Here is an 18,018-nt window from a genome sequence, read left to right as displayed (position 1 = left end):
AACCTCGGATAACGGGAACTTCTTCAATTGGCTAAACCTTCTCGGCAAACAGCAAGCTGATTGCCTTTTCTGTGGTGCCGTCAGTGATCCATCGTCAGATGGTCTTCCAGCAGCTGGGTTTCACGCTCGGCAGTACGGGTGACATAGGTGTTGGCAAATACGCCCGAAAGCGCAGTCACCATACCCGCCATAGTCGGGATGGTTGCCATGGATACACCACTGGCCATCTGTTTGGCATCACCACCGCCGGTGATTGCGAGCACTTCAAACACGTTGATCATGCCCCATACGGTACCCAGCAGGCCGAACAACGGCGCGAGGGCAACGCAGGTCTGGATCATGTCCATATTGCTCTGAACCTTCTCGGATACCCGGGAAATCATCGCATAACGGATCTGGTGTGCATTCCAGGATTTGCGCTCCGGGCGCGCCTCCCAGGCGTCCACGGCGCCCTGAACATCACGCTTCAGGCCGCCCTTGAAGTAAAACACCCGCTCGAAAATCAGCGTCCACATGAAGAAGGTCAGGCCGGCGATCAGAAGTAGTACTGGCCCGCCCGACGCCATAAAGGCGTTGACGGCGGCCCATGCGTCATTTAATGCGTGCATGTTGCCGCCTCCTCTTATTTACGCTCAGCGTTTTCTGCAACGATACCGGCACTCTGTTCGTCCAGGATGTGCAGGATGCGCTTGGCGCGGCCATTAACCACGGTGTGCAGCAGAACAGTCGGAATCGCAACACACAGACCCAGAACGGTGGTCACCAGTGCAGAGGAGATACCGCCGGCCATAGCCTTGGGATCGCCCGCGCCGAAGATGGTGATGGCCTGGAAGGTGATGATCATACCGGTCACGGTACCCAGCAGACCCAGCAGCGGTGCCACCATGGCGATGATCTTCAGCAGGTTCAGACCGGACTCGATGGCCGGACGCTCTTTCAGCACCGCTTCTTCCATCTTCAGTTCCAGAGTCTCTCCGTCAACACCTTTGTTCTCTTCCGCTACGGACAGAACACGACCCAGCGGGTTGTTGGTGTTCGGGGTAGAAGAACGCAGCTGGGAGTTGACCTTGGCATTCACACCAGACAGCACGATCAGGCGCCAGATAGCCAGCAGTACCGCGAACACACCCACCGCAGTGATGATGTAGCCCACGATTTTGCCCTGATGCCAGCGCTCTACGATGCTCGGGCTCGCGATCATGGCTTTCAGGTAAGAACCACCGGTAGGACCAGTCGGGTCAACACCGAATGCGGTGAAGCCACTGGTAGCCGCCTGCAGGTCGGCCGCCATGCTCTGGTACTTACCATCCGGCTGACGGATCAGCTCGGCCATTTTGTGGTTGTCGTTCATTTCCAGGTACTTACCGTTGGAAACGATGTTGAAGTTACCTACACGAACCACTTCCTGCTCGGCCTGTTCGCCGTCGGGCAGGATGACGGTGCTGTTGAACTTCACAACTTTACCGGCTTCAACGGTCTCACGCTGCAGCTCGTACCACAGACGCTCGATTTCCTGGATGGTCGGCAGTTTGGTCTGGGAGTTCATTTTATCGATCAGCTGATCGAGGAACTCAGCGCGACCCGGGTACTGAGCGGAAACCAGAGAAGTGTCCAGGTTCGCACGCAGGTCACCAGCGGTAGAGGTCATGTGGCCGAACAGTTCGTTCAGGGAGCCCATGCGCTCATCCAACTGCTGACGCTTCTGTTGAACCAGCAGCTCCTGCTCTTCGTACTTTTTCTCCAGTGCCGCGGAACGGGCTTCTTCAGAAGCACGGGTGTTCTCGGCCTGGCTCAGCAGGGAGGCCTGATTGGATTTCTGACGACGGAATTCTGCTTCGCGCTTTTTGTGCTCGGCAGATTCAGCGATCTTGGACTGCTGAACCATTTTCAGCAGCTGATCCAGAGAGGTAGCTTTCTCGTCCTGGGCGACAGCGGAAACGCTGATCAGGCCAGCAGCTGCTACGGCTAATACGCGTTTGGCGATGGTTTTCATTGCGCTGCCTCCGGAGCCGGGATCGGCATAGTCATGATGTCGGTGGTGGCCTGTTTCTTGGCGATTTTCAGGCCCTGCATGATGGCGCGACGGTATTCACCGCCATCGACTTCAACCCAGGCTTTCTGGTCTTTGTCGTAAGCCAGGGAGATCTTGGAGTCGGTGGTCTGTGCGACCAGGGCGATACGGCCGATCTGCAGTACGTTGACTTCGCGGTCCTGACCGTTCACGTTCAGGGTGTCGGAGTAACTGTCAATCTTGCGCGCGTATTCCGCTTCGAAGTTGTACAGTTCCAGAACCTGACGGAATTTCTCCGCAACGGTTACGTCGGAACGGTCCATGGTGCTCTTAACACCTTCGAGGTTTTCTTTGCGCTCGGCCAGTTTGAACGGCATATCCAGTTCGATGAACTGCTCCAGGCCATCCAGCATGCGCAGGATCAGCGGTTGAATCTGACGCTCGATCACGGTTACGCCATCAATAGACTCATCGAGGTCCTTGATCACAGCCAGCTGGTTAGCCAGCTGCTTTTCGAGCTGACGGTTGTAGACGCGCAGGCCGTCGATTTCCTTATTGACCACTTTGAACTGCTGGAGCAGATCGGTGGTCTCTTGGGCAATCTTGTCGATGCGCTTTTGAGATGCAGTTGCAGCAGTCGTTTTCTGCTCGCCAACCTTGAGAACGGTATCCAGTGTATCCGCAGTGGCTACGCTACCGTACAGTGCGCCGGCAGACAGCGCAGTGGTCAGCGCCACAGCCATGAATCGCTTGGTTTTCATTAGACCCCCCAGTGGGTTCAATATTTCACAACATGGTCGCGATGGTTTAGCTGCCACAACGCGGTAGTTTTTGGTTTGAAGACAGCTAAGAGCCGCACATTGTAAACAGCCGAATTGATTATTCAAATGCGGAATGTCCGCGCCGGACACCCTGAGTAGCACGGTAACACCGAGGTAACACCTTCGGGTTGCATGCACACATTTGCGGCGTCCAACGCTGTGCAACTAATGATCAAATCTACCTGAAAGAGTAAATTTTGGTCAATTTGTTTTTAAAAAAACCTGTCGTACTGAACTAAGCAGTAGTTGTATTCATCCTTTTCCGAGGCCGGGTAACAGTCCCGACTCACCTCTTTCCAGCTTTCATCCAGCGCCGGGAAGTGGGCATCCCCGTCGACCTCAGCCTCAACTTCGGTCACATACAAGCGCCGTGCCAGGGGCATGGCCTGGCGGTAGATCTGCGCCCCACCGATCACCATAATTTCATCAGCCCCCTCCTTTTTGGCCACTTCGGCCGCAAGTTCCAGGGCCTGATCCAGGGAGGTCACGGCATCCACTCCGTCGGCCTGCCACGCAGGGTTGCGGGTTATCACGATATTGCGCCGCCCCGGCAGGGGGCGCCCGATGGACTCAAAGGTCTTACGCCCCATGACGATGGGCTTGCCCAGGGTGGTGCGCTTGAAGAACTGCAGATCGCCAGAGATCTTCCATGGCAGGGTATTCTCGCGCCCGATGGCGCCATTGCGGGCGGCGGCGACGATCATCGCCACCGGAATCTGTTCCGCCACCATCAGACCGCCACCGGTGCCGGGATATGCGGATGCGCTTCGTAACCCTGCAGATCGAAGTCTTCAAAGCGGAACTCGAACAGGTCCGTCACCTCGGGATTGAGGCGCATCTGCGGCAGCGGGTGGGGCTCGCGGGACAGTTGCAGCTCTACCTGCTCAGAGTGGTTGGAATACAGGTGGGCATCGCCGAAGGTATGCACGAAATCGCCGGGCTCCAGACCGCACACCTGGGCAATCATCAGGGTCAACAGGCTGTAAGAAGCGATATTGAACGGCACCCCGAGAAAGATATCCGCACTGCGCTGGTACAACTGGCAGGACAGCTTGCCGTCTGCCACATAGAACTGGAACAAGGCGTGACAGGGCGCCAGGGCCATTTTACCGGCGCGGGCGTTGTCCGATGGGGAGCCCCCCTCATCCGGCAGGTCCGCCGGGTTCCAGGCACTGACGATCAGGCGCCGGGAATCCGGGCGGGTTTTGATCTGCTGAACCAACTCGCTGATCTGATCAATATGGCGGCCGTCCGGCGTTGGCCACGAGCGCCACTGATAACCGTACACCGGCCCCAGATCACCGTCCTCGCTGGCCCACTCGTCCCAGATCCGCACACCGTGCTCCTTGAGGTAGGCAATGTTGGTATCGCCCTTCAGGAACCACAGCAGCTCGTGAATGATGGAGCGCAAATGACACTTCTTGGTGGTTACCAGCGGAAACCCCTGCGCCAGATCAAAGCGCATCTGGTAGCCGAACACGCTGCGGGTGCCGGTACCGGTGCGGTCGCTTTTGAGGGTGCCGTTGTCGCGCACATGGCGCATTAGATCGAGATACTGCTTCATTATTTACTGGCGCCCTTCGCCGATTTCAGGTCTTCAACTTGTTCACTGCGCCCTTCCGGCAGCGGTTGCGTGCGATAGCTCCAGATCAGGAGAGCCAGGCCGGCGGCAATCATCGGCAGGCTCAGCAGCTGGCCACGGGTCATCCAGCCGAAGAGATCGAAGCCGATGTGGCCGTCTGGCTCGCGCACAAATTCCACCAGGAAGCGGAAAATGCCATACAGCATCACAAACAGGCCGCCGACCGCCAGACGCGGGCGCGGTTTGCTGGAAAAGAGCCACAGCACCACAAACAGTACCAGCCCCTCCAGAAACGCCTGGTACAGCTGCGATGGATGCCGCACCAGCAGTTCCGGATCCTTGGGGAACACCATGCCCCAGGGCACATCGGTCTGACGGCCCCACAGCTCTTGCCCGATAAAGTTGCCAATTCGACCCAGGCCGAGACCAATAGGCACCAGCGGAGCGACAAAATCGATCAGGGCCGGGAAGGTGGTGCCAATACGACGCGCATAGATGGCCGCTGCCAGCATCACGCCAATCAGGCCACCATGGAAACTCATACCGCCTTCCCACACCTTGAACAGACTGAGGGGGTGGGCAACCAGCTCGGGGAAGTTATAAAAGAACATGTATCCGAGGCGTCCGCCCACGACCACACCAATGGCGCAGAACAGAATCAGATCCTCAACCTCGGACTTGATCACCGGTGACCAGGGCCTGGCGGCCCGACGCATGGCGAGCCACCAGGCGGCGACGAAGCCCGCCAGATACATAAGCCCATACCAGTGGATCTTGAGCGGCCCGATGGCCAGCGCAACAGGGTCGATTTCAGGGTAAGTCAGCATGCTGGAACCGCGGTTATAAAAAGTGCGGTTATTATGGTGGCAAATCTCCCACCTTTTAACCCCCGCTGCTCACCAAATTTGAACAGCGGGAACAGACACCAAGACGAGATTGCCATGTGCCTGCTGCTGTTTGCCTACCGCCAGCACCCTCGCTACCCGCTGATACTGCTGGCCAACCGCGATGAGTTTTACCAGCGCCCCACCGCGCCGGCAGACCTCTGGCACACACCGCCCATCGTAGCCGGACGCGACCTCGAGGCCGGCGGCACCTGGCTTGGTGCAACGGACGGCGGGCGCCTGGCGGCGGTGACCAATGTGCGCGAACCCGGCGTGCCCACGCCACCGGCGGCGGCATCCCGCGGCGATATCCCCACGAAGTTTCTCGCAGCAGACAACGCCCCCCTGCGCTTTGCAGAGACCCTCGCCGGGGAGCGCTACCGCGGTTTTAACGCCATGCTGTACGATCCAGCGGCCCCCGAATCGCTGATCTGCGCGGGCAATCGCCACCGGCCGTTTGCCATGACCTCCGGCGTACACGGTATTTCCAATGGTGCCGCCGATGCACCCTGGCCCAAGGTCACCCGCGGTCGCGAAAGCCTGGCGCAACTGGTTCAGTCACTCCCCCACAATGCGCCACCAGAGTGGCTACTGGCCCCTTCCCTCGCACTGCTTCAGGACACCGCCGTCGCCGAAGACAGCGCGCTGCCCGATACCGGCGTTGGCCTGGAAATGGAACGCGCCCTGGCGCCCATTTTCGTGCGAATCCCCGCGGGTAATCTCCGCGAAGGTTCCAGCGGTTACGGTACCCGTGCCAGTACCCTGGTCCTGAGTGATCGGGAAGGCCGTGTGTATTTCTGGGAACAGAGCTACCGGGAAGGTCAGCCCCTCGGCAGCCCCAGACACTTCACTATTCCCTCCACTACAGCCTCCGTCACGCCCCGCGCGCCGTCGTAACCGGAACCAGTCAGATCCCGGGCTCCCCCGCTCTCCGGATATAGAGCAGACGCCGTAAGGTGAAATGAAACTGACGCCAAGCAAATTCCGGATTTGTTGCCATACTTAATTTCACAGGCAGGCGCATGTTGAGTTTCGCGCTAATCGGACACTCACATCCGCCTCAAATAAAGGAAGGTCGCGCGGGATGCTCGACTCAGGTGCGCCGTCGACGGGTTACCCGTCGGTCACAGCAGGATAGGGGCACCTAAAGTTGGGAAGGTATGAACGATCGGGCCCCGGCTTCCGCACTGTAAACCGGCGCCCTGCTGTATCGCTGAGGTACCATGTCTTATTTCATTCCAGAGCGTCACAAACGCAAGTCGCCATTGCCCATGCTGATACTGGGCAGTCTCTGTCTGTTTGCCCTGTATTACGCTTTCATGGCTAACCAGAAGACCGTTCCGGTGCTTCCGGAAAATGCCGTTCGCCCCCATCTGGTCAACTGGCTGGAGGAGAACCCGGACGCCTGGCCGGCACAGGACCCGATCTTCAATCCGGCGGCCGTGCGTCGGATCTACCGCCGCACCGACTACCGCCTGTTGTGGTTTGACAACTACAGTCTCAGCGACACCGCCAACGACCTGCTCAAGCAGCTCACTGCATCCAGCTCGGGCAATCCCAGCAGCCTGGTGGATTATCGCTATCACCTGGGCTATTTCGACCGCACCCTGCGCGATACACCGCAACGGCTGCAAATGGCCGCTGTTCTGGACGTGCTGCTTACCGATGCATTTATTTCCTACGCCCAGGACACCCAGCTGGACAAGCTGAACCCGGACAGCCGCAAGTACCATCCCCGCCCCCGCCGCAAGGACATCACCCCGGTAAATACCACCGAGGGCGGTTTCCAGATGGCCAGCACCCGATTCTATGCGCGCGCGGAGGACAGCGGCCGCAAATACTTCCGCGGTTACAATCGTGGTAGCGAAAAACGCGACGGCCGTTCCGTAGACCGCTCCACTTACTACACCCAGCGCGGGCAGTCCCAGCGCCGCTCGCGTCCAACTACCTATTCCGGTAGCACCCGATACGGTACCAGCCACTCTGCTCGCTACTCGACGCGCAGCTATCCGCGCACATACGGCTCCTCGATGCCGCGCTATCGCAATTTGTCCGACGGGCCGACCGCAATGCCGCCCGCCAGTGGCGAGGGCATTTGGCTCGAGGAAAACACACCCTTTGGCGGCGACGCCCAAGCCCTGCGCCAGCAGCTGGCCCGCTACCGCGATATGGCCGCTACCGGTCGCTGGCGCCCGCTACCGGCGGGACCGGCCATGACCATCGGTGCCAAGCACCCCCACGTGGCCATCCTGCGCAATATGCTCGCGGTATACGGTGACTACTACAGCTACGGCAATGATCCCAACAGCAACAAGTTCGACCAGCGGTTACACGATGCCGTGGTCCGGTTCCAGGTGCGTCACGGCCTCAAACCGGATGGCATTGTCGGCCGCCAGACCCGCCAGCGCCTGAACCTGTCGCCCACCGCCCGCGCCCATATTATCGAGACCAATATCCGTCGCCGGGAGAAGCTGCCCGCCAACCTGGGGGACAACTTCATCCAGGTAAACGTGCCCGGGTACAAACTCAATTATGTGCGCAATAACCGCATCAAGCTGTCCATGAACGTGGTGGTGGGCAAGAAGATCCACCAGACACCGGAGATGACCACGCGGGTGTCCCGTGTGGTCTTCAACCCCACGTGGACCGTACCCCGCAGCATTCTGGTGAACGAGATCCTGCCCAAGGCGCGCTCCAATCCGCACGGCATGGAAAATATGGGCTACCGGGTGGTGAATGGCAGCGGCGAATATCTGCCCCTGACCCCGAGTAACCTGCGCACCGCGGCCAGTGGCGGCTTCCTGATGCGCCAGAAAGGCGGTGAGAAGAATATTCTCGGCCGCATCAAGTTCGAGATCCCCAACAAGGATGATATTTATCTCCACGACACCCGCGCCAAGAGTCTGTTCTCGCTTACTGACCGCGACTACAGCCACGGCTGTGTACGCCTGGCCAAGCCCCGCCAGCTGGCAGAAGCCCTGCTGCGGGACGAGCCTGGCGACTGGAGCCGATTCCGCATCGACCAGCTGACCACCGGCGACGACACCACAGAAGTGCGCATGAAAAATCAGAACGTCAAGGTCTACATCACCTACTGGACCGCCTGGGTCGACGGCGAAGGGCGCATGCACTTCCGCCCGGATATCTATGGCAAAGACGGACTGGCGGTCAATCAGTTCGACTGAACGTCACCAACGGACTTTCCCCCTTTGTAACGGGACGTCTCACTGCCCCGACCTTGCCGGGCGGCCCCGCCGCCCGGCTTTATTCCCAAAGCCCTCACCCCACCCCTGCGCATACGCCAAAACTAATTTGGGGCCATCCCGGTCACGAATTACCAATTAGGGACAATGCGGTCGCAGCTGCGGCCCCTCTCAGGCATCCAAACAGACCTGGCTGCCGGCAAGTTGGTAATAGTTCAGGGGTACTGACATGGGCTCAACGGGGACCTCTCCACATTTTGGCCGCGCTGCACTGGCGGCGCTGATCCTGTCCATTTCCGCCCAGACTGGCGCGGAGGAAAGCAGGCAGGAGACCGTAAATGACCAGCAAAACGCCAGCAAAGAACTGCTGAAGCCCTACAGCCCCTACACCCCTTACGGCCGGCAATACGCGTTGATGCGCGAGGCGCTCGCCCGCTATCAGGCTCTTGCTGAAAGCGACGCCTGGGAGCCCCTGCCAGACGGTCAGGCGCTGAGTTCAGGAATGCGCGACGAGCGGGTCAAAACACTGCGCTCACTACTGATGCAGTACGGCGACCTGCCAGTGACCGGCGATATGCCGGCAGCGACAGCCGGTGCCGGTACTGCCGAAGAGAATCCCCAAGAAGCCGATCCAACCCGTTTTGACAGCAAACTGCGTCAGGCGGTAGAGCGATTTCAGCGCCGTCACGGCCTGCGTGCCGATGGCATCGTCGACCGCCATACCCGCGAACACCTGAACACACCGCCACAGCGGCGGCTTGCCACCCTGCGCGCAAACCTGCAGCGCTGGCAGACCCTGCCCAAGGATCTCGGGCCCCGCTATATCCACGTCAATATCCCCGAATACACCCTGCGTCTGGTACAGGGTGAGAAAGAGCAGTACCGAATGCGGGTGGTGGTCGGCAAAAGCAAACACGCCACGCCCCAGCTCAGCACGCGCCTTACCCGGGTGGTGTTCAATCCCACCTGGACGGTGCCACGCAATATCGCGGTGCGCGAGCTGCTACCAAAAGGCAGTGCCAATCTGACCGCCGGCGGATACCGCCTGGTCAACAACAGCGGCAAATCGGTGCCCTTCAGTGGCCGCAACCTTCGCGCGCTGAGACTCGGCAGTGTGGCCCTGCAACAGCGCGGAGGTGAAGGCAACGCGCTGGGACGATTCAAGTTTGTGATTCCCAATCGACAGGCAATATTCCTCCATGACACTAACCGCAAAAAGCTCTTCAGCCGCAGCACTCGGGCTTACAGCCATGGCTGTATTCGACTGGAAAAGCCCGGAGAACTGGCAGAGATCGTACTCGCCAGCCAGGGCAACTGGACTGCGGACAAACTGGCGCAAATGACCACCGGCAGCCGTACCCGCTCGGTCGCTCTGGAGCAGCCGATTCCCGTACACATCACCTACTGGACCGCCTGGGTGGATGAGAAAGGCCAACTGAATTTCCGCCCCGATATCTACGGGCGCGATCCTGTAGATGGCGACAAAGTCGCACAGACCGATGCAACCCCGGAAGAAAACCATGAGCAGCGAGACTGAGCAGAAAAATACAGTCACGCGGCTTGTCGACAGCGAAGGCTGTGACCGGATTGCAAGCCCAGAGTTTGCGATATGTTGAGGGGAGAGCAATGAATCAACCAACACCCCGACAATACCCGTGGCGACAGATGGCACTGTGCACAGTGCTCTCCGGGCTGACTGCCCTCGGCGCCATGAGCGCCGGCGCCGAACCGAAAACACCTGTAGACGCCGTGAAATTCTCAACCGCCGGCGAGCAATTGCGACTGCAGGCCGAGCGCTACCGCGCACTGGCAGATAAGTGGGAACCGGTCACCGCCGGCGCCGCCCTGCGGCCTGGCGACCGGGGGCCGCGGGTGACCCAATTGCGCGCACTGTTGAAGCTGTATGGGGATTACCGGGGGCAACCGGGGCCCGTGCCCGTGGGCAGCCAGAACCCGGCACTTTTTGGCGTCGGTCTGCAGCTGGCATTGGAAGCCTATCAGCGCCGTCACGGCCTGCCGGTCACAGGCATACTCGACAGAGCAACTGCCACAGAACTCGCGCGCCCGCCCCAGGAGTTGGCAGAGCTACTGGATAAAAATGCCGAGCGCTGGGATCGTCTGCCAGACAACCCCGGGGCGCGCTATGTCCTGATCAACGTTCCCGATTATCAGCTACAGCTGGTAGAAAACGGCAGGGTCACCCTGAATATGAAAACCGTGGTGGGCAAAAGCAGCAAACGCACACCGGATATGAACAGCAAAGTGGTATCGGTGGTGTTCAATCCCACCTGGACCGTGCCCCGCAGTATCCTGCTCACCGACCTGCTGCCCAAGGCGCGCAACAATCCCGAGGCCATGCACAAACGCGGTTACCGGGTGGTGAAATACGGTACCAACACCACCATACCGATCTCTGACGAGAGTATTGCCAGTGCCGCCAAGGGTAAGGCCACCCTGCGCCAGATATCGGGGCCGGATAATACGCTGGGCCAGGTCAAATTCGTGATCCCCAATAAACAGGCAATCTTTCTCCACGACACCCAGGCCCAGAGCCTGTTCAAACACCGGGAACGGGCATTCAGTCATGGCTGTATCCGACTCGAGCAGCCGGAAGAGCTGGCATATGCCCTGCTGGCACGCCAGGGCTGGGACAGAACCCGGGTCGCCCAGGCGACCATCGGCGATGAGTCTGTCACCATCAAGGTGGATAATCCCCCAGTCCTGTTTATCACCTATCTCACCGCCTGGGTCGATCCCCGCGGTCAGGTACATTTCCGCCCGGATGTGTACCACAGGGATCCCTGACATCCGCTGCCGCGTGCGCCGCCCTACATCCCCTACAGTCTCCGCCGGTCACCTCCCCGGGCAGCGGCTGGAATCGGCGAGCCGCACTCACCAGACAAGGGTTTCACCGGGTCGCCCCAAAAAAGGACGCCGTTGCCTCCACTGTCCCGAGTACTGACTCCCAGCGACAAGCTGTCATCGGAAATTTCCCCCATACAGCCGTTCCGGGCCCCCACATTCCCCGGTTTAGCGACTATTCGGGGGCTAATTCCCCAAACCCGCTATTAAACCTGAAACAGAACCAGGCAGTCGCAAAAAAATTAATTTCCACGAGTGACAACGCTGTCAACAAGTTTCGATATTCACTTGTGAATAAATCGGTAAAAAAGTCTCCTGGTCGTAGCCTGCTAGAACAAAATTACAATGGTTTTTTATGATCAATTCGTCATGAGCACTGTTCTGTTTGTAACCCCTGACTATTTTTCGTACAGTGCCAATCAAGTCGAGTGGCAGTGGAGGCGACTCAAGCGAAAGCAAGATTCACTACAACTCAGAGGCGGTGACAGGGTATGAAAGAAGTATCAAGACGCAGGTTTTTAGCAGTTTCTGCAGCTACCGCGGCCGCGGTTTCAGCCGGCCCGGCACTGGCGAAGGTGGGTAAATCACGCACCCTCAAGATGCGTAACCTCCACACCGGTGAACGCCTGACTGCATCTTACTGGGCAGATGGTGATTACGTCGGCAGCGGACTGAAACAGTTCAACCGTCTGCTGCGTGACCACCGCGCCAACGAAGTGACACGTATGGACCCGAAAGTGCTGGACATCGTGTACAAAATCAAAGAAAAGCTGAACTTTAACGGTGAAGTGGAGATTATCTCCGGCTACCGCTCAGCCAAGACCAACGCCAAACTGCGTGCCGCTGGCCGCGGCGTTGCCCGCCGCAGCTACCACACTCGCGGTATGGCCATCGACATCCGGATGCCCGGCATCCCCCTGTCGAAGGTCCGTAGAGCGGCACTGGATCTCAAGGCTGGTGGTGTAGGCTACTACCCGAAGAGTAACTTCGTGCACGTTGACACAGGCCCGGTACGTCGCTGGTAATCCACCGGCATCCGGCCCCGACACAAAAAAACCAGGCATTGCCTGGTTTTTTTGTTTTCAGGTTGATCAACTCATCCTCTCACCCTTCAGATTCCGTATGGCTGACTGGCGTCATATCCTCCTGCCGCGGCGGTACCTGGGTATTGCCGGACATCAGTCCGATCAACGCTTCGACCTGCTGGCGGCTGCGATGCAGCGCTGTCGGCGCAGCCAGCTCGATCGGATCCTCCATTTTCAATAGCCGCTGCTCCAGCTCGGCAAAGTTGAGCGCCAGCGCCTCCCGCTGACGAGGATCCAGCAGCAGATCTGCCATGCCGCCGCCTCCCCCCGGCAACCAATTGGCCTGGATAGTCCGCAACATGGCGAGCACCGCCTGCTTGGAATCCGCCGCGCGACCGCTTTCCACATCGCTCTCGGAACTCTCCGGTATCCGCGGCAGCACATCGTTGCGCAAAAATGCTATATGCGTATCGCGTACCGCGCGTATGCGGCCGCTCGGCGACTGGGCAAGGAACGGTTGCGAGAGATCATTGGCCGCGAGCGGCCAACGCGCCGCCAGACGACGACTGTCTTCACCAATCCCCTGGGCAATCAGACGCGTCAGCTCACGCCGGCGGTTGGCGGCCTTCGCCTGGGGCTTTTCGCCACCACTGGCCTGGGCAAACTCGCTGGCATTGCGCTCGCTGGTCGGCCCCCACAGCATTACTTCCAGCGCGTGATAGCCGGTACTGGCTTCTTCATGGGCAGTGAGCCGATGCTGTTTGCGCAGGTTGGCCAGGGTCAGATCAATGGCAGTATCGTTGACGATGCCACTGGAAGAATATCCCGGTACAGTATCCAGGTAACCGGCCTGGGTCGGCCAGCTATCCAGAGCCAGTATTATCTCACGGCCCTGCTCCTGCAGTTCTGCCGGCGCAAAAGCAACACGAATATAGGGCAGTGCCGCCGCCAGCTCCCGGTGCGCGTCCAGCCACGCGAGCTTGGCCGCCTCGAGATGGTCTTCAGTGGGGGATTCCAACAGCCGCGTGACGGCCCGGGTGAGCGCTTCGGCGGCGGCCTCGGCATCAATAACCTGGGCCTGACCTGCCTGCCAAAAGGCGGTGGACAGGGTATCCGCCGCCGCTTCGTCAATGGCCGGCGCGCTGACAGCGGGCTTTTCGACCTCCACCGCAGCCTGGGACTCCTCGCCCTTGCGTTCACAACCGGTGGCAAATAACAGCCCTGCAGTCAGTGCCAGCAAACCGGTGCCGCGAATCAGGTCACACAGCGGTTTCCCGGCAGGAACCTGTGTCATTTGGGATGCCGGACGGTCCACTTGGTGGGAGGGCCGGCCTGTGGGCGAATTGAAGCGTATCACTTGTTTCCTCTTTCGCTCCGCCCCGACTCGGACGGTGTGAATGATTGGGCAGTCAGTGTGAATAGTAGAACCGCGAACGGCTGAAACGCAGTGCTCAAAAATTCAGTGCCGCGCTGAAGGATGCTTCATCAGCGCGCAAGCTGATTATCTGCCAGCCCCGCGCCTCGGCCTCGCTGCGCAGGCGCTCGTCTGGATCCACTGCCACCGGGTGCTCCACCTCCTGCAACAGCGGAAGGTCATTGATGGAGTCGCTGTAAAACCACTTTTCACCGCGCTCGTAATCGGCATTACGCGCCAGCCAGTCACGCAGTCGCAGCACCTTACCGCCCTGAAAACAGGGCTCACCCGCAACCCGGCCAGTAAAGTTGCCGTCCACTTCTTCCGGCTCTGTGGCCAGCAGCGTATCCACCCCCAATCGGGCAGCGATCGGCTCCACCACAAAGCGGTTGGTGGCGGTGATGATCATGATGTGATGGCCGGCATCGCGGTGGCGCTGGATCAGGGTTTCCGCGTGCGGCAACCACAGATCGCCGATCACCTCCTGCATGAATTCCCGATGCAGATTGTCCAGCTGTCCCCGCGTCATCTGCACCAGGGGCTCCAGCGCAAATTCCAGATAGGCGAAGATGTCCAGCTCCCCACTCTGATAGTCCCGGTAAAAACGGTCGTTCTCATTGCGGTAACGCTCGCCGTCCACATATTCCCGGGAGACCAGAAACTCTCCCCAGGCGTGATCGCTATCACCGCCAATCAGAGTGTTATCCAGGTCAAAAATCGCCAGCTGCACAAAAATCTCCTTGTATTGAATATAGGGCAAGGCTGTCGCGGAGGTGATCTGTTTGGCCCATTTTTCGCCGTCCTCACCCCGGCCATCCCATGAGAATGCCCCCGGCGGGAGATTTTACCCCGACGACGCGCCGCTGGCATCGACCAGTGTCACTGAATTGCCGTAAACCGGTGGCTGTGGAACAATGCTGGACAACCGGTGCAACAATGCACCAGATAGAATTTGAGGACGGCATTTTGGGCGACGGCAAGCAATCACCCGCCGGGCGTAAAAACCGCCGCAGACCTGCCAAACACTCCGCGCGTCAGGAAAAATCTGCAGAGAGCAGGAACTCCCACCCGCGGGGTGCGGACAAAGCTGGCAACAATCATTCGGGTAACAGCAGCAATATCGACAGTGAGGGCTTTCGCCCCAATGTGGGTATCATTGTACTGAATGCGCGCGGCCAGGCGCTCTGGGCGCGCAGGGTAGGCGGTAAGGACGCGTGGCAATTTCCCCAGGGTGGAATTAATCCCGGCGAATCCCCGGAACAGGCATTGTACCGCGAGCTCTACGAAGAGGTCGGGCTCACTCGCAGCCAGGTCAAGCTCCTCGCAAGCACCCGCGGCTGGCTCCGTTACCGGTTGCCCCGCAGACTGGTTCGCAAGCGCTCGGAACCCCTGTGTATCGGACAGAAGCAAAAGTGGTTTCTGTTGCAGCTCGAAGCCGATGAAAGCAACATCGGCTTCGATAACGGCTACAAACCGGAATTTGATCACTGGCGCTGGGTAAGTTACTGGCACCCGCTGACCAAAGTGGTGACCTTCAAGCGAGAGGTCTACCGGCGTGCGCTCACCGAGCTGGCGCCGACACAAATACAATTGGAAAGACGCTGGCACAAGCGCGACAGCTGACCGCCACCCGTGCGGCTCCGGCTGCGAGCACAGGGGCCGTTCCTGAATAGCCAGCAGCACCATAGCCGCGGCTCACTTGTTCTTGTCTGCACCAGCAGGCGCGAACAAGCGCAACAGAGCCGCGATAGAAAATATTCGGCGAGGAAGCCAGATTGCTCGGATCACTGCGCAGTATCGTTCAGGAAGTCAACGCCGCCAGGGACCTGCCCTCGGTGCTGGATATCATCGTCCGCCGGGTACAGGCGGTGATGAACACCAAAGTATGCTCGGTGTATCTGCTCGACAAACAATCGGGTAACTATGTGCTCATGGCCACCCAGGGCCTGAACCAGGACGCGGTAGGTCAGGTGCACATGGCCCCGGGCGAAGGCCTGGTGGGTAATGTGGTCACCCGCGAAGAGCCCATCAACCTGGAGCAGGCGGAGGCACACCCCGCGTTCCAGTACTTCCCCACCACTGGCGAAGAGCAGTTTTCCGCCTTTCTCGGCACCCCCATTATCCATCACCGCAATGTGCTCGGCGTACTCGTGGTACAGCAGACCGAGCGCCGCCGTTTCGATGAAGGGGAAGAGGCATTCCTGGTCACCCTTGCCGCCCAGCTGGCAGGCGTCATCGCTCACGCCGAAGCCACCGGTGCCCTGGTCAATATCGGCCAGCAGCGCAACGAAGCCAAATTCATCGGCCTTGCCGCCTCCCCCGGCGTCGCCATCGGCCGCGCGCATATCGTTGCGCCTCCGGCCAATCTCGCTACTGTCCCCTTTGCCTGCAGCATGGATGTGGATGCGGAACTGGCGCTGTTCCAGCATGCGCTGGCCGCCGCGCGCGAAGAAATCCGCGATGTGGGAGAGCGCCTCAAAGACAACCTGAACAAGGAAGAGCGCGCACTGTTCGATGCCTACATCAGCATGCTCGACGACAACTCCATCGCCGTCGAAGTGTGCGAGCGCATCCGCCAGCAACTCACTGCCGCCCGCGCCTGGGCCGAAGTCATGCTGGAGCATGTGCGGCGTTTCGAGGCCATGTCCGACTCCTACTTCCGCGACCGCGCCGCCGACGTACGCGACCTGGGCGCCCGGGTCCTGATGCACCTGCGCCAGCAGGAACAGAGTCAGCGCGACTACCCCGATAACACCATCCTCGTGGGCGAAGAGCTCACCGCCGCAGTACTGGCAGAAGTGCCCCGAGAAAGACTCGCCGGCATCATCTCCATCAAAGGTTCCGCCAACAGCCACGTTGCCATCATCGCCCGCGCCATGGGTGTGCCCGCAGTAATGGGTGCCCAGGAACTGCCCTGGGAGCAGATCGACGGTGTCGATCTGGTACTGGACGGCTACCGCGGCGAGCTGCACATCCATCCCAGCGCCGAGCTCAAACGTCGCTTTGAAGACATCGCCGAAGAAGAGCGCGAACTGGCGCGCAACCTCGACCACCTGGCGAAGCTCCCCTGTGAAACCGCCGATGGCCACCGGGTAAGATTGTGGGTCAATACCGGGTTGATGGCAGACGTCGTGCGTTCCCTCGAGCGCGGCGCCGAAGGTGTCGGCCTCTACCGCACCGAAGTCCCCTTCCTGCTGCGGGACCGCTTCCCCTCGGAAGAAGAACAGCGGGAAATCTACCGCGAGCAACTCCAGGCCTTTGCCCCCCGCCCGGTCACCATGCGCACCCTGGATATCGGCGGCGATAAAGCCCTGAGCTACTTCCCCATTGAGGAAACCAACCCCTTCCTCGGCTGGCGCGGCATCCGCGTCACCCTCGACCACCCGGAAATCTTCCTCGGCCAGGTGCGCGCGATGATGAAAGCCAGCCTCGGCCTCGACAACCTGCGCATCATGCTGCCCATGATCAGCGGCGTCGGCGAACTGGAAGCCGCCCGCCGCCTGGTGGACCGCGCCTACGACGAACTGGTGGACGAAGGCTACAAAATCCAGCGCCCGCCGCTCGGCATCATGATCGAGGTACCCTCCGCCGTGTACCAGGCCCGCGAACTCGCCGCACGGGTAGACTTCATGTCCGTCGGCAGCAACGACCTCACCCAGTACCTGCTGGCGGTGGATCGCAACAACAGCCGCGTGGCCGGCATCTACCACGGCTTCCACCCGGCGGTGTTACAGGCACTGTTACAGGTGGTTACCGCCGGCCATGAAACCAGCACCAAGGTGGGGATTTGCGGGGAACTGGCGGGCGACCCTGCCGGGGCGCTGCTCTTGGTCGCAATGGGTTACGACGTCCTGTCCATGAACGCCACCAACCTGCCACGGGTAAAGGCCGCGTTGCGAGCAGTGAACAAGTCGGATCTGGATCGATTGTTACAGCAGGTGCTGAAAATGGAGAGTCCGGAGCAGATTGAAGAGAAGCTGCACGGGTATCTGCAGGATCTGGGGATCAGTGGGCTGGTGCAGCCCCAGCCGGCGGAGACGAGTTTGGGGGGGTAGGTTTCCAGCTTACTAATAATATAACCCTTACTGAATTGAACCACTGCGGCCCAACGCGAAGGTGCCGCTACCGGGAACAGCCTTGCCAGACCTTCTAAAACAGGGACGTTTTAGAAGAGCCCCCATGGATGGGTTCACGGCGTGTCTGGCAAGGCTGTTCC

The 18,018-nt window shown here is 59.8% G+C and carries 15 protein-coding genes; 7 read left to right on the top strand and 8 right to left on the bottom strand.

Annotated elements, in window-relative coordinates; genetic code table 11:
• Positions 1 to 80: 80 nt before the first annotated feature.
• The 6 genes from LPW13_RS17955 to lgt all read right to left on the bottom strand — a co-directional run bounded on the left by LPW13_RS17955 (position 81) and on the right by lgt (position 5,241).
• Entirely contained in the window at positions 81 to 608 is a 528-nt protein-coding gene (locus LPW13_RS17955) for a MotA/TolQ/ExbB proton channel family protein (protein ID WP_230437366.1), read from the bottom strand.
• A gap of 14 nt (positions 609 to 622) precedes the next feature.
• Complete coding sequence (locus LPW13_RS17950; RefSeq protein WP_230437365.1) at positions 623 to 1,993, bottom strand: MotA/TolQ/ExbB proton channel family protein; 1,371 nt, start codon at positions 1,991 to 1,993, stop codon at positions 623 to 625.
• Entirely contained in the window at positions 1,990 to 2,772 is a 783-nt protein-coding gene (locus tag LPW13_RS17945) for a DUF3450 domain-containing protein (protein WP_230437364.1), read from the bottom strand. Before LPW13_RS17945 ends, LPW13_RS17950 begins: the two co-directional genes overlap by 4 nt.
• A 272-nt stretch (positions 2,773 to 3,044) precedes the next feature.
• Complete coding sequence (locus tag LPW13_RS17940; RefSeq protein ID WP_230437363.1) at positions 3,045 to 3,563, bottom strand: dihydrofolate reductase; 519 nt, start codon at positions 3,561 to 3,563, stop codon at positions 3,045 to 3,047.
• On the bottom strand, positions 3,563 to 4,396 hold the full coding sequence (locus LPW13_RS17935) for a thymidylate synthase (protein WP_230437362.1): 834 nt from the start codon (positions 4,394 to 4,396) through the stop codon (positions 3,563 to 3,565). The genes LPW13_RS17940 and LPW13_RS17935 overlap by 1 nt, the downstream gene beginning before the upstream one ends.
• Positions 4,396 to 5,241, bottom strand: a complete 846-nt coding sequence (lgt, locus tag LPW13_RS17930) for a prolipoprotein diacylglyceryl transferase (RefSeq protein WP_230437361.1) — start codon at positions 5,239 to 5,241, stop codon at positions 4,396 to 4,398. Before lgt ends, LPW13_RS17935 begins: the two co-directional genes overlap by 1 nt.
• 114 nt (positions 5,242 to 5,355) lie before the next feature.
• Here lgt and LPW13_RS17925 point away from each other — a divergent pair, with 114 nt between their 5' ends.
• From LPW13_RS17925 to LPW13_RS17905, 5 genes are all read left to right on the top strand, one after another.
• On the top strand, positions 5,356 to 6,195 hold the full coding sequence (locus tag LPW13_RS17925) for an NRDE family protein (RefSeq protein ID WP_230437360.1): 840 nt from the start codon (positions 5,356 to 5,358) through the stop codon (positions 6,193 to 6,195).
• Positions 6,196 to 6,521: 326 nt separating this feature from the next.
• Complete coding sequence (locus LPW13_RS17920; protein ID WP_230437359.1) at positions 6,522 to 8,483, top strand: L,D-transpeptidase family protein; 1,962 nt, start codon at positions 6,522 to 6,524, stop codon at positions 8,481 to 8,483.
• A 247-nt stretch (positions 8,484 to 8,730) separates the two neighbouring features.
• Entirely contained in the window at positions 8,731 to 10,038 is a 1,308-nt protein-coding gene (locus LPW13_RS17915; protein ID WP_230437358.1) for a L,D-transpeptidase family protein, read from the top strand.
• Positions 10,039 to 10,127: 89 nt separating this feature from the next.
• A complete protein-coding gene (locus LPW13_RS17910) occupies positions 10,128 to 11,306 on the top strand; it encodes a L,D-transpeptidase family protein (RefSeq protein ID WP_230437357.1) in 1,179 nt (392 codons plus the stop codon).
• Between the two features lie 548 nt (positions 11,307 to 11,854).
• Positions 11,855 to 12,388 (top strand): DUF882 domain-containing protein, encoded by a 534-nt coding sequence (locus tag LPW13_RS17905; RefSeq protein ID WP_230437356.1) that lies wholly within the window; start codon positions 11,855 to 11,857, stop codon positions 12,386 to 12,388.
• A 79-nt stretch (positions 12,389 to 12,467) separates the two neighbouring features.
• On the opposite strand, the gene LPW13_RS17900 is transcribed toward LPW13_RS17905, so the two are convergent.
• Both LPW13_RS17900 and LPW13_RS17895 read right to left on the bottom strand, forming a co-directional pair.
• Positions 12,468 to 13,682: an imelysin family protein gene (locus tag LPW13_RS17900; RefSeq protein WP_230437355.1), complete on the bottom strand. Its 1,215-nt coding sequence runs from the start codon at positions 13,680 to 13,682 to the stop codon at positions 12,468 to 12,470.
• A 157-nt stretch (positions 13,683 to 13,839) separates the two neighbouring features.
• The gene (locus LPW13_RS17895; protein ID WP_230437354.1) at positions 13,840 to 14,532 is read right to left on the bottom strand and encodes a histidinol-phosphatase; all 693 of its coding nucleotides are present in this window, start codon (positions 14,530 to 14,532) and stop codon (positions 13,840 to 13,842) included.
• Between the two features lie 389 nt (positions 14,533 to 14,921).
• On the opposite strand from LPW13_RS17895, the gene rppH reads away from it, so the two are divergent.
• Both rppH and ptsP read left to right on the top strand, forming a co-directional pair.
• Positions 14,922 to 15,425 carry an RNA pyrophosphohydrolase gene (gene rppH, locus LPW13_RS17890; protein WP_230439223.1) on the top strand — a complete coding sequence of 168 codons (504 nt, stop codon included), beginning with the start codon at positions 14,922 to 14,924 and terminating at the stop codon, positions 15,423 to 15,425.
• A gap of 152 nt (positions 15,426 to 15,577) precedes the next feature.
• Positions 15,578 to 17,857 (top strand): phosphoenolpyruvate--protein phosphotransferase, encoded by a 2,280-nt coding sequence (gene ptsP / locus LPW13_RS17885; RefSeq protein WP_230437353.1) that lies wholly within the window; start codon positions 15,578 to 15,580, stop codon positions 17,855 to 17,857.
• Positions 17,858 to 18,018: the final 161 nt, after the last annotated feature.

The sequence above is a fragment of the Microbulbifer celer genome, assembly GCF_020991125.1.
In the GTDB taxonomy this organism is placed as follows: Bacteria; Pseudomonadota; Gammaproteobacteria; order Pseudomonadales; family Cellvibrionaceae; genus Microbulbifer; species Microbulbifer celer.
Note: the sequence above shows the minus strand (reverse complement) of the source record. Positions and strands in the feature narration are given on the sequence as shown.

Coding starts and splice junctions, on each gene's coding strand:
- LPW13_RS17955 (WP_230437366.1), bottom strand. CDS start 608: ATGCACGCATTAAATGACGCATGGGCCGCCGTCAACGCCTTTATGGCG.
- LPW13_RS17950 (WP_230437365.1), bottom strand. CDS start 1,993: ATGAAAACCATCGCCAAACGCGTATTAGCCGTAGCAGCTGCTGGCCTG.
- LPW13_RS17945 (WP_230437364.1), bottom strand. CDS start 2,772: ATGAAAACCAAGCGATTCATGGCTGTGGCGCTGACCACTGCGCTGTCT.
- LPW13_RS17940 (WP_230437363.1), bottom strand. CDS start 3,563: ATGGTGGCGGAACAGATTCCGGTGGCGATGATCGTCGCCGCCGCCCGC.
- LPW13_RS17935 (WP_230437362.1), bottom strand. CDS start 4,396: ATGAAGCAGTATCTCGATCTAATGCGCCATGTGCGCGACAACGGCACC.
- lgt (WP_230437361.1), bottom strand. CDS start 5,241: ATGCTGACTTACCCTGAAATCGACCCTGTTGCGCTGGCCATCGGGCCG.
- LPW13_RS17925 (WP_230437360.1), top strand. CDS start 5,356: ATGTGCCTGCTGCTGTTTGCCTACCGCCAGCACCCTCGCTACCCGCTG.
- LPW13_RS17920 (WP_230437359.1), top strand. CDS start 6,522: ATGTCTTATTTCATTCCAGAGCGTCACAAACGCAAGTCGCCATTGCCC.
- LPW13_RS17915 (WP_230437358.1), top strand. CDS start 8,731: ATGGGCTCAACGGGGACCTCTCCACATTTTGGCCGCGCTGCACTGGCG.
- LPW13_RS17910 (WP_230437357.1), top strand. CDS start 10,128: ATGAATCAACCAACACCCCGACAATACCCGTGGCGACAGATGGCACTG.
- LPW13_RS17905 (WP_230437356.1), top strand. CDS start 11,855: ATGAAAGAAGTATCAAGACGCAGGTTTTTAGCAGTTTCTGCAGCTACC.
- LPW13_RS17900 (WP_230437355.1), bottom strand. CDS start 13,682: ATGACACAGGTTCCTGCCGGGAAACCGCTGTGTGACCTGATTCGCGGC.